This is a genomic window from Caballeronia sp. LZ028 (assembly GCF_031451415.1).
Classification (GTDB): domain Bacteria; phylum Pseudomonadota; class Gammaproteobacteria; order Burkholderiales; family Burkholderiaceae; genus Caballeronia; species Caballeronia zhejiangensis.
Genome location: NZ_JARUXN010000004.1, coordinates 1,388,601 through 1,403,858 on the forward strand (window position 1 = coordinate 1,388,601; position 15,258 = coordinate 1,403,858).

Sequence of the window (15,258 nt, forward strand, 5' to 3'; positions counted from 1 at the left end):
CATTCAGGGCGTGTAGTGGTGGCCGGTGTATTCGCGCCATCCGCCGGATGCCGTGATCTCCTTCTGTCCTTCGACGAGCCACGGTTCGGCGAGGACGCCGAGCACTTCGCTGCCGTCCGCGAGCACGACCTTGCCGATCGAAAGACCCGCCGGTTCGCTGAGCAAGAGCGCGCCGAGATTGGCCATCGGCAATTCCCAGACTTCCAGCGATACGGCCACGCCGCCGCTCTTCACGCGCAACATGCCGGGATGACGATCGTTGATGGTCCAGATGCGATAGCACGCGTCCGTGCGATCCTCGCGCACGAATTCGCCCTTCGCCGCCAGCATGTTGTGGTTCAGCCCGAGGCCGCGCATCAGCGTGCCGTTCACGGCGAGCAGTATCTTGTCGTTCATGTGTGTCCTTCTCCTTGTTGATGTCGGGGGCGTATGCGCGTTACGGCGTGATCCACGTACCCGTGCGCCGTTCGAGCGCGGGCCTGATCGCCGCCGGACTCGTGATGAGCCCTTCGCCCGCGTGGCCGTCCGGTTCGATGTGCGACACGAAGCGCAGAATCGCCTCCACTTTCGGCAGCATGCTGCCCGCGCCGAACTGACCCTGCGCGATCAGCTCGCGCGCTTCGCTCACGCTCATCGTGTCGAGCCAGCGCTGCTCGGGCGTGCCGAAGTTCACCGCGACCTGTTCGACGCCGGTCGGAATCAGCAGCAGATCCGCTTTCAGTTGCTGCGCGAGCAGCGCCGATGCGAGGTCCTTGTCGATGACCGCCTCGACGCCGGACAGCTTGCCGTTCTTGCGCACCACCGGAATGCCGCCGCCGCCGCACGCGATCACCACGCAGCCTTGCGCGAGCAGGCTCGCGATGACATCGCGCTCGATGATTTCAAGCGGCTCCGGCGACGGCACCGTGCGCCGCCAGCCGCGTCCCGCGTCTTCCATCAAGGTCCAGCCGAGCTCTTCCTGACGCTTCTTCGCGGTCGCTTCGTCGAAGAACGCGCCGACCGGCTTGGCCGGCTTCTCGAACGCGGGATCGTCGGCGCTGACGCGCGTCTGCGTCACGAGCGCAACGACGCGCCGTTCGATGCCGCGACGGTGCAGCTCGTTGGTCAGCGCCTTCTGGAACATGTAGCCGATCGCGCCCTGCGTATCGCCCACCGCGTAGTCGAGCGGCACGGGCGCGACTTCCTGAGACGCGAGCTCGGAACGCCGCAAGATGAAGCCGACTTGCGGCCCGTTGCCGTGCGTGAGCACGACGTTCCATCCCGCCGCGATCATGTCGGCGATATGTGTCGCGCTCTCCGTCACCGCTTCGTATTGATCGGGAATGCTCAGATGACGATCGTCGCGAATCAGCGCGTTGCCGCCCACGGCGACGACTGCCAGAGGTTTTCGAACTGTCATGATGCTTGTCCGCTGTGTTGTTTGACGGTCTCGGCGAGCGCGCGAATGGCTTCGACGAAGCACTCCATCGGCGCGGTCGTGATGCCTGCGCCGATCTGCCCGACGCCTGCTTGCTTGTGAGCGATGCCCGTATTGATGACGGGCAGGATGCCGCGGTCGGCCACCTTGCGCGCATCGATGCCCGCGGCGGTCGGCGCGAAGTTGAGCGCGGGCAGCGTGAACGCCGGATTGCCGCCGAGCGTGATGGCCTGCATGCGGCGGCTGTTCGCGGTCGCATCGGCGGGCGTGCCGCCGACGAACTTCACGATCGCGGGCGACGACGCCATCGCGAAACCGCCCACGCCGGCCGTTTCGGTGATCGCGCTGTCGCCGAGATCGGCGGCTGCGTCATCGACGCCATAGCCCGGAAAGAACAGGCCCTCGACCGGATTCGCCTTCGCCTGGAACCAGCGGTCGCCGGTGCCCGACAGACGGATGCCGAAGTTCACGCCGTTGCGCGCCATCACCGAGACCATCGAGCTGAAAGGCACGTTGGCGCACGCGTCCATCATGGCCTTGCACGCGGCCATCGAGATGTTGAGGAAGAAGTGATCGTTGGCGATGATCGCCGCGCTCGCTTCGCGAATCTGCGCGAGCGGCAGTTGCGTGCCGAGCAGCGCGGGCACGATGCGCTTGATGAAGAGGCCCGTCGCCGCGCTGTTGCGGTTGTGGACTTCATCGCCCATATGCAGCGCCTGCGCCATCAGCGGCTTCAGCTCGATCTCGCCGGACACCGCGAGCGCGGCCTTCAGCGCGGGCGCGAGCGTCGCTTTCATCCAGCGCAGACGGTCGAGCACTTCCGTGCTGTTCGCGCCGAAGCGCAGCACCTTGCCGAGACCTTCGTTCAGATTGCTGTACGTGCGATGCCCGTTCGCCTTGTTCTCGACGACGAAAAGCGGCATCGACGGACTGATGATGCCCGCCATCGGACCGACGGCCTGATGGTGGTGACACGGCTCGAGATCGACCTTGCCGTCGAGAATCAGGCGTTCGGCGGCGGCGTGATCGGCTGCCCAGCCTTCGAGCATCACCGCGCCGATGATCGCGCCCTTCACCGGCCCGCACATGTTCTCCCACGCGATCGGCGGACCGGAGTGGAGAATCAGCTTGCGCGCGCCCATAGCGCTGATTGCTTCGGATGCCGTAGCGATGTCTTTCAACACCGGCTGCGCTTCGAGATAACGCGCGAATGCAATGTCGTTCGCCTGCTCGACGAGCGGATGACGCATCAGCCACGCGAGATCGAGGCCCGCGGCGACATCGCCGAGAGCGGGCGGCTGCCAGTTGACGTGACTGACTTCGCCGCCCGCGAGACGCAGGTTGTCGGCGAAGCTCGTGAGCCCGCAGTTCACCACTTTCAGTGGCTGACCAAACAATCGGTTCATTCTTTTTGCTCCTTTTTACGCGTGGCGTCGCGCCTGCAGACGCGCGACGCGGCTCGCCCACAACGCGGCCTCGGCGTTGCATCCGGCGACGAGAACGCCTGCCTCGCGCAATGCGTCGATCTGACGGCTTCTGACTTGCGGATCGGATTCCGTGCCGCACACATGCGCGATCAACAGCGGCGCGTTTTCGCGCGGCAATTGCGCCAGCAATGCGATGAGCCCTTGCGCCGGTTCGTCCGCCGCGCCGTAACCGAGCACGAGATCGAACAGCACGACGGCAGTTGCGGGATCGAGCATCTCGGCGCGCACGCGTTCGTCGCGCAGGGTCGGGTCGATCATCGGATGCGGACGGCCGCGCGTGAAATCGTCGTCGCCCATGTCGACGATCGTGTGGCCCTCGCTCTTCCAGATATCCGCGAGCTTCGCGTTGCCTTTCACCGGCGTGTTCGAACTCGCCATGAAACCTTCCGCCTTGCAGAGCAGTTGGCTCTCGTAGCAGAACGTGCCGCCCGCGAACACGCCGCGAATGAACTTGCGGCCCGCGCCGAGCGTTTCGCTCCGCTTGACGAGCGTCGCTTCGTCGTTGGCTTCCACGCGCGCGACGCTCGCCGGCAGCGGCGCGCCGTTCAGCAACGCGACGGCGAACTGCGCGGCATCGGCGAGCGTGTGCGCGGGCGTGAGGCCCGGTGCGCGCATCTCGTCTTCGGAAGCGCCGAGAAAATTCACGACGACGGGCTTGCCCGCCTTGCGCGCGCTCTCCAGAATGCGCTCCGCGACCGCGCGTGCGGGCGGCTTGGAGATCAGCACGACCACGCGCGTGTCGGGATCTTCGGCGAGCGCGTCGAGGCCGAATTGCATCGAAATGCCGCCGATGTCCTCATGCAGATCGTGTCCGCCCGTGCCGAGCGCCTGCGAAATGCCCGCGCCGAGCTGGTCGATACGGCAGGTAACTTCCTGCAGCCCCGTGCCCGATGCGCCCACGACGCCGATGCCGCCGCGCCGCACCACGTTGGCGAAGCCGAGCAGCATGCCGTTGACGATGGCCGTGCCGCAGTCGGGGCCCATGACGATGAGGCGCTTTTCGCGCGCGAACGTCTTGATGGCCTTTTCGTGCGCCATGCTGACGTTGTCGCTGAAGAGCATGACGTTCATGCCGAGCTGCAGCGCCTTGATGGCTTCGGCGGCCGCGTAATCGCCCGGCACCGAGATGAGCGCGAGGTTCGACGCGGGTTCGTCGTCGCAGACCATCGCGAGACTGGTGGCCTTGAGCGCTTCGCTCGTCTGCGTGTCGGATGTCGACGCGCGCGCGCTCAGGCGTTCGCGAGCGAGACCGAGCGCTTCTTCGCAAGCGGCTTCGTCGCCGCGCACCGCGATGACGAGATCGTTCGGGCTTGCTTTCACGTCGTCGCCGAGTCCGGCGTCGGCGAGCTGCACGAGATTGGCCGGCGTCCCCATGACGACGGACGCCTGCTCGACGCCCGGCAGCTTGCCGATATGCGCCGAAATCTGCATCAGGGAAACCGAATCCTGATACAGATTTTTGAATATTTCGATTTTGATGGCCATTGCACCTCTCCGTTCTTTAAATGCGATTCGCGGTTTCTTGAAAACAGAATCGCAAATGCTTCAAGCCGATTCCGGGAATAATGATTTCGCTTCGCGCATTCGAATCGTTTCTCGCCATGCGCGCATGCCGTGCAAAATGCCGCCGAGACAATCCACGCCGGACGACGCGCCCCAGCGCATCACGGCATCGGCGGCATGTTCGATATCCGCGCTTTCGTCCGCCGCCGATGCAATCGCGATAAATCGATCGACCGGTTCGTTGAAATGTCCGTCGAGCGCGAGTTGCAGGTAATGGCGGCTGATATCGTTCGTGCGATGCAGATTCGCGCGCAGCTCGGTCGACAAGACATGCCGATGCGCGTCGATTTGCGGATCGCCGCGCGCGGCCCAAATCGCCGCGAGATAGCCGAGCAGATAATCGTCGCCGTCGGGCGTGAGACCGCCGCCGAGGCCGACGAGCGCGTGAACCGTGGCAGCGAGCGTGGCGGGGTCATCGTGTGGACTCAGCCTGACGGCGCGCGCGTGCGCTGGCCAGCCCGGCAGCCCCTGCAGCGCGCCTGCCACGGCGTGCCGCGCGCAGTGCGCCGCAAGCCGCGCCGCGACGCGCTCATGCCGCGCCGACAACGCATCCGGCGACATCCGCACGCCGGTTCCGCTTTGCAGCGCGGGCCGCCAGCACGCCGCGCCGGTCAGATCGGCCTGCCACGTCGCGCCGCTCAGACGGCCATTGGAAAACGGGACGCGCTCGCCAGGCCGCGCATGGTCGCGCCAGTCCCAATCCGGCGGCGCGCTCACGCGCGCGCCGCACGACAGGTTCTCGCACGCGGCATCGACGAGCGTGAACCAGTCGCCCGTCTGCGCGACGAGATTGAGCGCGTGCCTGAAACTGCTGTGCACCGCGAAATCCCCGGTGCGCGACAAGCCCGGCCGCGCCAGATAGCCGATGCTCAGGCCGCGTAGCGTGATCGGACTCATGCGCAGGCTCAGCGCGCCTTAGCCGCGCAGCGCTTCGATGACCGCGCCGGCGTCGCTGACCCAGCCGAAGATCGCGCCTTGCGCCTTGATCATCTCGAGCGCGTACTTCTGGAACTCGGGGAAGTACGAACCGACGCAATCCTGCGGCACGATGCATTCGAAGCCGCGATCGTTGGCCTCGCGCACGGTCGTCGTCACGCACACTTCGGTCGTCACGCCGCACACGATCAGCGTGCGGATATCGTGATTCTTCAGGATGAGATGCAGGTCGGTTTCATAGAACGCGCCCTTGCCCGGCTTGTCGATGACCGGCTCGCCCGCGACCGGATACAGTTCCGGAATCAGGTCGTGGCCCTTCTCGCCACGCACGAGGATGCGGCCCATCGGACCGTCGGAGCCGATGAAAGTCTTGCCGCCGCGCGTGAGTTTGGCCGGCGGGCAATCCGTCAGGTCGGCGCGATGGCCTTCCCGCGTATGAATGACGAGCATGCCGGCGTCGCGCGCCGCGGCCAGCACGCGCTTGCACGGTTCGATCGCGGTGCGCACGAACGACACGTCGTTGCCCAGCGCTTCGCCGAATCCGCCGGGTTCGACGAAATCGCGTTGCATGTCGATCATGACGAGCGCCGTGTGTTTCGGCTCGAAAGCCAGATCGAAAGGTTCGGCGCGGAAATGTTTTTGCGTCACGGCATACTCCTCTTCTTCGTTGAATTAAATGGATCGGTTCGATTGGTTTAAACGCACGAACTCATAAGGAATTCGAAATAATTGAATTCTCCGTTCGCGCGATTATTCGATTCTTAATGCCACTGAAAATCAGTGCGGTTCAAATTCGACAGAACTTCGAACTGATTATAGGCAGCGCGAATTGGAACACGATGAAATGATTGAACGCCGAGGATCAAATTTCTCGAAGCTCAATAATGAGCGCCCAGAGCGTCAATACTGGCGCGGCTTTAGACAGTCTTTTGCAACTGAGTCGGAATGTCGCGTGATCGCGTGATATTCGAAAATAAAAACGGCCACTGTCGAGTGGCCGTTTTTATCGTCCGGAGCGTGATGCGCGTTTTACGCCACGGGCACGCTCAAAGCTTCGCGCTTCGCGAGCAAGCCGTGAATCTGCGCGACGACCGCAGCGCCTTCGCCGACCGCCGCCGCGACGCGTTTCGTCGAACTCGAGCGCACGTCGCCGATAGCGAACACGCCCGGCACGCTGGTTTCCAGCGCCATGACGCCTTCCGTGCGCCCTTCGTGGGCCTCCGGTCCAGTCAGCACGAAGCCTTTCCCGTCGACGTTCACGTTGCAGTTGCGCAACCAGTCGGTATTCGGGTCCGCGCCGGTGAAGAGGAACAGATGCCGCGACTCGATCGTGAGCGGCCCATCCGGCGACTTGCAATTGACCGCCGTGAGCGCGCGGCCGTCGCCGTCGAGCGAGGTGATCTGCGTATGCGTTCGCACCGTGACGTTCGGCAGCGAGCCGATGCGCTCGACCAGATAGTGCGACATGCTCGACGACAGCCCCGCGCCGCGAATCAGCACATGGACGTGCTTCGCATGCGTCGCGAGATAGACGACGGCCTGTCCCGCCGAATTGCCGCCGCCGACGAGCACGACTTCCGCGTTCTTGCAGAGCTTCGCCTCGACCGGCGACGCCCAGTAATACGTGCCGTGCCCTTCGTACCGATCCAGCCCCGCGATGTCCGGCCGCCGATACGCCGCACCCGAAGCGATCACGACCGTCTGCGTCGTCACGCGCGTGCCGTTCTGTAGTTCGATCTGGATCGGATTGCAGTCGCAATGCAGCGCCTTGATCTTCGTCGGAATCGCGATATGCGCGCCGAACTTCTGCGCCTGCACGAACGCGCGCCCGGCGAGCGCCTGACCCGAGATGCCGGTCGGAAAGCCGAGATAGTTCTCGATGCGCGAGCTCGCGCCCGCCTGCCCGCCCGGCGCGCGGCAATCGAACACCGCGACCGACAGACCTTCCGACGCCGCGTACACCGCCGTCGCGAGACCGGCCGGACCCGCGCCGACGACGGCGACATCGTAGACATGCGCGGGATCGAACTCCGGCAGCCAGCCGAGCTGCGTCGCGACCTGATTTTCATCGGGCGCGCGCAACACGGTGCCGTCCGGGCAGATGACGAGCGGGAAATCGGCCGTCGATGCCGAAATGCGTTCGAGCAGCGAGATCGCATCGGGGTCGGTGCAGGCGTCGATCACCGTGTGCGGATAACCATTCCGGCGCAGGAAGCCTTGCAGCGACACGAGACGGCCGTCGTCGGACGGGCCGAGCAGCACCGGTCCGCTGCCCTTTTCGATGAGGCCGACGCGCCGCAGGATCAGCGCGCGCATGATGCGCTCGCCCAGTTCCGCTTCGGCGACGAGCAGCGCCCGCAGACGCTCCGGCGGAATCACGATGCCATCCACTTCGCCGACCGCCATGCCGTCGACGAGACACGGCTTGCCCGAGAGTTGCGCCACTTCCGCGAGAAAATGCCCCTCGCCGTGCTCGCGCACGATGTGCTCGATGCCGAGCGCATCGCGCCGCGTCACGCGCACCGCGCCCTTCAGGACGATCACCATGCCGCGCCCGGTTTCGCCGACGCGGAAAATCCACTCGCCCGCGCGATAGTGCGCCGGCGTGCCGAAGCGGCTCATGCGCTCGATCTCGTTATCGGTCAGGCGCGGGAACATCTGGTGCACGCGGCTTTCGAGCGGCGAGAAGGGCGCGTTGTCGTCGCTCGTCGAGGATGCGGCGGCGGGCGTCGGCACCACGTTCGGATTCGGACTCTCCATCGGCTCGCGCGCGCTCCATGCGACGACATTCGGCATGTCCTGAGAGGACTCGTTGAACGGCGTGGTACTCATGCGCGATCTCCGTGTGGAAAACCAGCTTCATGCAGGGATGCGGTGCCCGCGGGCGATGCCGACGCCGATCCCGATACCGACGACTTGACGGGCCACGGGCACATCGCCGCCATTTCCGCGACTTCCTCGGGCGACGACGCCGCGAGCTCGCCGAACTCGGTCAGCGTCGCGACGTGAAAACCGGCGAGCCGCCACGCGTCGAGCCCGCCCGTGAGCGGCACGACGTCGCGAAAACCCGCGTTACGCATGGTCTTCGCCATCCACGCAGCCGACACTTCGTTCGGACACGAGCAATAGATGACGACCTTGCGCGACTTGTCGTAGCTCTCGATGATCTTCGCGAGATCGCGTTCGTCGGCGAACATCGAGCCGGGAATCGCTTCGGGATCGAGCATGCGTTTTTCGGGCGAACGGATGTCGAAGATTACGGGCAGCGGCTCGTCGTTCATGAGCGCATACAGCTCGTCCACGCTGATGCGCGCTTTTTCCAGCGTCGCCATGAGCGCGCGGCGGCGCCACCAGCGGTACGTGACGTAGATCGCGAGCAGCACCGCGACGACCGCCACCGCCTGCCGCCCGAGCTGCGAGATCATCGCGAAGACCATCTCCAACTGCGCCGCGAAGATGACGCCGACCGTCAGCCCGACCGCGCCCCACAGCGCGATGCCCGCGCCGTCGTGCGCGATGAAGCTGCGCAGCTTCACGCCCATCGCGCCCGCGAGCGGCACGGAGACGAGCGAAAGACCGGGGATGAACTTCGCGACGAGCAGGATGCGTACGCCCCAGCGCCCGAAGAAGCGTTCGGTCTTCTTCACGCAGGTATCGCGCGAAAGCGAGAGCTTGCAGATGGTCTTGAGCGTTTTGTCGCCATACTTGCGCCCGCCCTGGAACCAGACGAGATCGCCGAGCACGCCGCCCGCCACCGCGACGCACAGCACGCCCACGAGCGGCAGCCAGAACGCGCCGCCGTCGACCGCCATCAGCGCGATGGATGCGCCGACGACGATCATCGTCGGCATGGCGGGCACGGGCAGCCCGAGCGCCGAGCCCATCACGTTGACGAACACGATCGCCGGGCCGAATCGATCGACTAGCTGATGCAACAACATGGGAATCTCCCGCGCGGGAATGGTCTGTTCACGGGACGCGCGCCGCGAACGGCGCTGCGAAGGCGCACGGAGCACGTTAGGCACGCGAGGCACGAAAGCGAGAGAGATACGAGCGCTTGCGGCCGCTCGTGGTTCAACGCGATACGCGCGGCGCCGGGCCGACGTTCGTCACATTTAAGAGATAAGTGTAGCCCGGAAACGCGATCGTAAGCATGACAGGCGCGCGGGACGCGGGCATCGCGCGCGCGATGCCCGGAGAGTGGGATTCAGGCGAGGTCGTCGGCGATATAGGCGCGGATCACGTCGGCGAAATTTTTATCGCCCGACAGGCCGAGTTGCTCCGCGCGCGCCGTATTCCACGCGCCCGGCCAGCTGCACACGATCTTCTCGATGCGTTCGTCGCGCTGCCAGTCGATGCGCTGCACGACTTCGTCGCCCGCCACTTCGCGCAGCGCCGCGACCATCTCGTTCACGCTGACCGACAGCCCCGGCAGATTGATGACTGGCCGCAAGCCGAGCTTTTCGCGCTCGATTTCGCAGCCGGCGATCAGCGCCTCGACCGCGCTTTTCGGCGACAGCAGCCACAGACGCGTTTCGCCATCGACGGGACACGTCGAACGCTCGCCGTTCAGCGGCTCGCGGATGATGCCGCTCGCGAACGACGACGCCGCCGCGTTGGGCTTGCCGGGGCGCACGCTGATCGTCGGCAGGCGCAGCACGCGGCCATCGACGAAACCGCGCCGCGCGTAATCGGAGAGCAGCAGCTCGGCGATCGCCTTTTGCGTTCCGTACGACGATTGCGGATTCAGCGCGGTGTCGTCCTGCACGACGTCGGGCAGCGCGCCGCCGTACACCGCGACCGAACTCGTGAACACGACGCGCGGCTTGTGGCCCGCCGCGCGGCACACTTCGAGCAGCGCGCGCGACGCGTCGAGGTTGATCTTCATGCCGAGATCGAAATCCGCTTCGGCCTGGCCGCTCACGATCGCAGCGAGATGGAAGATGGCTTCCGTCCCCGTGTCGACGTGGCGTTGCAGCACCGCCGGGTCGGAAATGTCGCCGGTTTCGGCGCGCACGCGTTTGTCGTTCAGCAGGCTGTCGTCTTGCGGACGCGCTACGTCGAGCAGCACCAGTTCCGTGATCGGCTTGCCATTGAGTTCGTTGCGCGCGAGCAGCCGCTTTGCGAGTCGCTGACCGATGAAGCCCGCGCCGCCCGTGATGAGTATCTTCATGTGGTCGCTTCCGTTTTTACAGAGAAGGTTTGAGCCAGCCGAGACCTTCCGACGTGCCGGCCTTCGGTTTGTATTCGCAGCCGATGAAGCCCTCGTAGCCAAGCGAATCGATCAGTTCGAAGAGATACGGATAGTTCAATTCGCCGATGCCCGGTTCGTGGCGCTCCGGCACACCCGCAATCTGGATATGGCCGATGCCCGCATTCGGGCGCTTCATGTCGCGCTTAAGCTTCATCGCGATGTCGCCTTCCACGATCTGGCAGTGATAGATGTCGAATTGCACCTTTAAATTCGGCGCATTGATCTCATCGCAGATTTGCTGTGCTTCGTCTTGGCGGTTCAGGAAGAAACCGGGTATGTCGCGGGTGTTGATCGGCTCGATCACGATCGTTATGCCCGCTTTCTGCGCTTCTTTTGCCGCGTATTCGAGGTTCTTCAGGTACACCGCGCGATGTTGCTCTCTGTTCTGATCTTTTGCGATCAGGCCGGCCATGACGTGCAGTTTCTCGTTGCCCAGCACGGCGGTGTATTCGAGTCCCTTTGCGACGCTCTGCTTGAACTCTTCCTCGCGGCCCGGTAACGAGGCGATGCCGCGTTCGCCCTTTGCCCAGTCGCCCGGCGGGGCGTTGAACAACGCCTGCGTCAAGCCATTGTCCGTTAAGCGCTGCTTGATCTCGTTCGCTTCAAAGTCGTAAGGGAACAGGAATTCCACCGCCTTGAAACCATCCTTCGCCGCTGCGGCGAAGCGGTCCAGGAAAGCGTGCTCGGGGTACATCATCGTCAGGTTTGCTGCGAATCTTGGCATTTGCTTGTGCTCCGTCTGTTCCGGTTTCGAATGCGCTTGCTTCTATGGAATCCTGTGTTCGAGTCGGTCTATTGGCGTTGCCCCTGTGCGGGGCGGCACTTACTTTCTTTGCTGCTGCAAAGAAAGTAAGCAAAGAAAGCAGCTTTTCAGGCCCGCGGTCACACGCAATTTGGGTAGTACTCTCGTCCACCGTGGCACTCGCCTAAAGAGTGCCCCTCATAGGCCCCATCGGGCCTGGCTCGCGCACGGTCCGACCAGCTAGTCCGTTTCGCGCGCTGGTTCAGCACGAAATGGCTCCAGCCCGCTTCGCGGCCGATCGGTCAGTCGGCTCTGTGTTACCAGCGCGCGCCGAACGTCTTCTTCAATTCCTCTATCGCTTCTTCCGCCAACGGCTCCGGACGCGGCATCGTCGATAGATACAGCCGCGCCGTCTCCTCCAACTCCTCCAACGCATAGCTCGCGTGCGACACAGACTTCTCCCACACCACCGGCCCCAACCGCTCCAGCAACACCGCCGTCACCCGCGACGCCAACGCCGCCACTTCCTCCGCCACCGACTCGTCGCCCGGTCGGCGGTACGCTATCAGCGGAACATGGCCCACCTTCATCACGTAGTACGGCGTGATCGGCGGCAATACATCGTCGTTCTTCCACACGCCCGCCAACGTCAGCGCCACCAGATGCGTCGAATGCGTATGCACCACGCCGCGCGCGTTCGCATCGTTTTCGTAGATCCGGCGATGCAGCGCCAACGTCTTCGACGGACGTCCGCCCGATACGTGATTGCCTCGCGCATCCACCTTCGCAATGTCGTTCGGATCGAGGCGGCCCAAGCACGCATCCGTCGGCGTGATCAACCAGCCATCGTCGAGCCGCGCGCTGATGTTGCCCGCGCTGCCCACCGTATATCGGCGCTCGTACAGGCTTCTGCCCGTCACGCAGATCTCTTCGCGAATAGCGTTCTCGTTCGATGCCATCACAGTGCCTTCAACGCCTTTTCAAAGAAATCGGTCGTGCCGAAATTGCCGGACTTGAGCGCCAGGCCCAGCGCCCCGCTTCCATCCGCGCCGATCGATTGCGTCGCCGGCACGCCCGGATCGATCTGCGGCCCGATGCGCAACGAACGCAAGTCCAGCGCCTGCACCACCGCGCCCGACGTTTCGCCGCCCGCCACAACGAATTTGGCGCAGCCGTCATCGCGCAACGTCCGGGCTATCGACGCAAGCGCGTCTTCCACCAGATGCCCCGCCTTCTCGACGCCCAGTTCCTTCTGCACCGCCTTCACTTCTTCCGGCGATGACGTCGCGTAAATCAGCACCGGCTCGTCATGCTGGCGCGCGAATTCGACCGCGCTCTGCACGACCGGCTCGCCGCGCGACAACGCCATCGGATCGACGCGAAACGCCGGCTTCGATTCGCGCCAGTGCGCAACCTGCGCGTTCGTCGCCTTCGATGCACTCCCCGCCAGCACCACCGCTTTGCCCTCGATCGTCGGCAAATCGGCGGCGTGCTCCGCGTGCGCCAGCAGATTCGCCGCGCGGAAATTCTGCGGCAATCCAAGCGCGATGCCCGAGCCGCCCGTAATCAGCTTCAGATCGCGGCATGCGTCGCCGAGCACGTACAAGTCCTCGTCCGAAACGGCATCCGCGATCGCGAGGCGCACGCCGTCCTTCTTCAATTCATCGATGCGCGCGCGGATCGCGTCCGCGCCCTTCGCAATCGTGTCGTAACGAATGAGCCCGACCTTCGATTTCGTCTGACGCTGCAAGACGCGCACGAGGTTCGGGTCGGTCATCGGCGTGAGCGGATGATTCTCCATGCCCGATTCGTTCAGCAACACATCGCCGACGAACAGGTTGCCGCGAAAAATCGTGCGGCCATTCTCGGGAAACGCCGGGCACGCAATCGTGAAATCGTCCTTCAGCGCGTCGAGCAACGCGTCCGCGACCGGGCCGATGTTGCCCTTGTCGGTCGAATCGAACGTCGAGCAATACTTGAAGAAGAACTGGCGGCAGCCCTGCGCACGCAGCCATTCGAGCGCATCGAGCGACTGGCGCACGGCGTCGTCGGCGGGAATCGTGCGCGACTTCAGCGCGACGACGATCGCGTCCGCCTCGATCCGCGCGCTCGCTTCCGGCACGCCGATGGTCTGCACCGTGCGCATGCCGCCGCGCACGAGCATGTTGGCGAGATCGGTCGCGCCGGTGAAATCGTCGGCGATACAGCCGAGCAGTGCCTGCGCCGCTTGCGTCATTGCTTCGCTCCCTTCGGAATGTCGATGCCCGGAAAAATCTTGATGACCGCGGAATCGTCCTCGCCGCCGTGTCCGGCCGTGGACGCCATCATGAACATCTGATGCGCCGCCGCCGACAGCGGCAACGGAAATTTCGACGTGCGCGCCGTGTCGAGCACGAGGCCCAAGTCCTTAACGAAAATATCGACGGCGGAAAGCGGTGTGTAATCGCCCGAAAGAATGTGCGGCACGCGATTCTCGAACATCCACGAATTGCCCGCGCTGTGGGTGATGACGTCGTAAAGCGCATCCGGATCGACGCCTTCGCGCAGGCCGAGCGCCATCGCTTCGGCCGCCGCCGCGATATGCACGCCCGCCAGCAACTGATTGATGATCTTCACCTTCGAGCCCGCGCCGTGGGCGTCGCCGAGCCGATAGACCTTGCCCGCGATCGCGTCGAGTACGTCCTCGCAGGCGGCGTAGGCGTCGGCGGGGCCGGAGGTCATCATCGTCATTTCGCCGGAGCTGGCTTTCGCCGCGCCGCCGGACAAGGGCGCGTCGAGCATGTGCACGCCCTTCTCGCCGATGCGCTTGCCGAGATCGGCGGCGAATTGCGGCGATACCGTCGCGCACGCGAGCACGACGCCGCCGGGTTTCATCGCTTCGACCGCGCCGGTTTCGCCGAACAGCACGGCTTCGGTCTGCGCCGCATTGACGACGACCGTCAGCACGACCTCGCACTTGCCGCCCAACTCGGCCGGCGACGCGCACGCGATGCCGCCTTCGGCCGCGAACGCATCGAGCACCGGCTGGCGCACGTCGCACGCATGCACGGCGAAGCCCGCCCGCAGCAACGAGCGCGCGACGCCCATGCCCATTGCGCCCAAACCGATCACTCCGACGTTTCGTGTCATCGCAGATTCCTTAACAGATGCCCGCTTCCGCCAGTCGGCGCGCGGCGTTGATGAGATGCGTCTGCGCGGCGTGGCGCGCGGCGTCGGGCTCGCGCGCGCGGATCGCCTCGACGATCGCCGCGTGCTCCTCGCGCACCTGACGCATGAAGTCCTCGCGCAGCGCCTCGTTGCCGCGCGTAACGAGCGTGCCCGCTTCCAGGTACTGGTTCAGAAAGGTGAGGGTTTTCAGGAAGTACGGATTGCCGGTCGCGTTGGCGATTTCCCGATGGAACGCGACGTCCTCGGCGACGCCGTCGCGGCCATCGCGCACGGCTTCATCGATGGATGCGAGCGCGTCATCGATGGCGGCGAGTTGTTCGTCGGTACGCCGCTGCGCGGCTTCGGATGCCACTTCGGCCTCGATCGCCCGGCGCAGCGCGAGAATCTGCACGACCGCGCCGGGCTCGACCGCCTGCGCATAATCGATGCGCAACGGCCGAATCCCCGCGCGCTCGACGATGAATACGCCGCTGCCCTGACGCGGCTCGACCATGCCTTCGTTCTTCAGCCGCGAGATGGCTTCGCGAATGACCGTGCGGCTCACGCCGAATTCCTGCGCGAGCACCGCTTCGGTCGGCAGCTTGCCGGTCGCGGCGAAACTGCCCTTCTCGATCAGCTTTTGCAATTGTTGCGCGACGGTGTCGCTCAACGCGCGCGGCGGAATTTTCTCGAACATGCGACTCGATGCGCC

General features: G+C 64.8%; 14 protein-coding genes. All 14 read right to left on the bottom strand.

Annotated elements, in window-relative coordinates:
• Positions 1-3: 3 nt before the first annotated feature.
• The gene (locus tag QCE58_RS29075; RefSeq protein ID WP_008354082.1) at positions 4-396 is read right to left on the bottom strand and encodes a hypothetical protein; all 393 of its coding nucleotides are present in this window, start codon (positions 394-396) and stop codon (positions 4-6) included.
• A gap of 40 nt (positions 397-436) precedes the next feature.
• Complete coding sequence (gene arcC / locus QCE58_RS29080; protein ID WP_033536053.1) at positions 437-1,399, bottom strand: carbamate kinase; 963 nt, start codon at positions 1,397-1,399, stop codon at positions 437-439.
• Positions 1,396-2,823 (bottom strand): DUF1116 domain-containing protein, encoded by a 1,428-nt coding sequence (locus tag QCE58_RS29085; RefSeq protein WP_250502706.1) that lies wholly within the window; start codon positions 2,821-2,823, stop codon positions 1,396-1,398. Before QCE58_RS29085 ends, arcC begins: the two co-directional genes overlap by 4 nt.
• 15 nt (positions 2,824-2,838) lie before the next feature.
• Positions 2,839-4,389 (bottom strand): acyl-CoA synthetase FdrA, encoded by a 1,551-nt coding sequence (gene fdrA, locus QCE58_RS29090; RefSeq protein ID WP_250521490.1) that lies wholly within the window; start codon positions 4,387-4,389, stop codon positions 2,839-2,841.
• A 60-nt stretch (positions 4,390-4,449) separates the two neighbouring features.
• Positions 4,450-5,364 (bottom strand): DUF2877 domain-containing protein, encoded by a 915-nt coding sequence (locus QCE58_RS29095; RefSeq protein WP_250521489.1) that lies wholly within the window; start codon positions 5,362-5,364, stop codon positions 4,450-4,452.
• 18 nt (positions 5,365-5,382) lie between these two features.
• Complete coding sequence (locus QCE58_RS29100; RefSeq protein WP_250436340.1) at positions 5,383-6,051, bottom strand: cysteine hydrolase; 669 nt, start codon at positions 6,049-6,051, stop codon at positions 5,383-5,385.
• 381 nt (positions 6,052-6,432) lie between these two features.
• Positions 6,433-8,235 (bottom strand): FAD-dependent oxidoreductase, encoded by a 1,803-nt coding sequence (locus QCE58_RS29105; protein ID WP_008354089.1) that lies wholly within the window; start codon positions 8,233-8,235, stop codon positions 6,433-6,435.
• Positions 8,232-9,344: a DedA family protein/thiosulfate sulfurtransferase GlpE gene (locus QCE58_RS29110; RefSeq protein ID WP_250521488.1), complete on the bottom strand. Its 1,113-nt coding sequence runs from the start codon at positions 9,342-9,344 to the stop codon at positions 8,232-8,234. Before QCE58_RS29110 ends, QCE58_RS29105 begins: the two co-directional genes overlap by 4 nt.
• A 266-nt stretch (positions 9,345-9,610) precedes the next feature.
• Positions 9,611-10,576, bottom strand: coding sequence for a D-erythronate dehydrogenase (gene denD / locus QCE58_RS29115; protein ID WP_008354091.1), 966 nt, complete (start codon positions 10,574-10,576; stop codon positions 9,611-9,613).
• A 16-nt stretch (positions 10,577-10,592) separates the two neighbouring features.
• Positions 10,593-11,381, bottom strand: coding sequence for a 2-oxo-tetronate isomerase (gene otnI, locus QCE58_RS29120; RefSeq protein WP_250521487.1), 789 nt, complete (start codon positions 11,379-11,381; stop codon positions 10,593-10,595).
• A 335-nt stretch (positions 11,382-11,716) separates the two neighbouring features.
• Positions 11,717-12,358 carry an aldolase gene (locus QCE58_RS29125; RefSeq protein ID WP_008354093.1) on the bottom strand — a complete coding sequence of 214 codons (642 nt, stop codon included), beginning with the start codon at positions 12,356-12,358 and terminating at the stop codon, positions 11,717-11,719.
• Entirely contained in the window at positions 12,358-13,635 is a 1,278-nt protein-coding gene (otnK, locus tag QCE58_RS29130; protein ID WP_250521486.1) for a 3-oxo-tetronate kinase, read from the bottom strand. Before otnK ends, QCE58_RS29125 begins: the two co-directional genes overlap by 1 nt.
• Positions 13,632-14,528 (bottom strand): L-threonate dehydrogenase, encoded by an 897-nt coding sequence (gene ltnD, locus QCE58_RS29135; RefSeq protein ID WP_250521485.1) that lies wholly within the window; start codon positions 14,526-14,528, stop codon positions 13,632-13,634. Before ltnD ends, otnK begins: the two co-directional genes overlap by 4 nt.
• A gap of 10 nt (positions 14,529-14,538) precedes the next feature.
• Positions 14,539-15,243, bottom strand: a complete 705-nt coding sequence (locus tag QCE58_RS29140; RefSeq protein WP_008354096.1) for a FadR/GntR family transcriptional regulator — start codon at positions 15,241-15,243, stop codon at positions 14,539-14,541.
• Positions 15,244-15,258 lie beyond the last annotated feature (15 nt).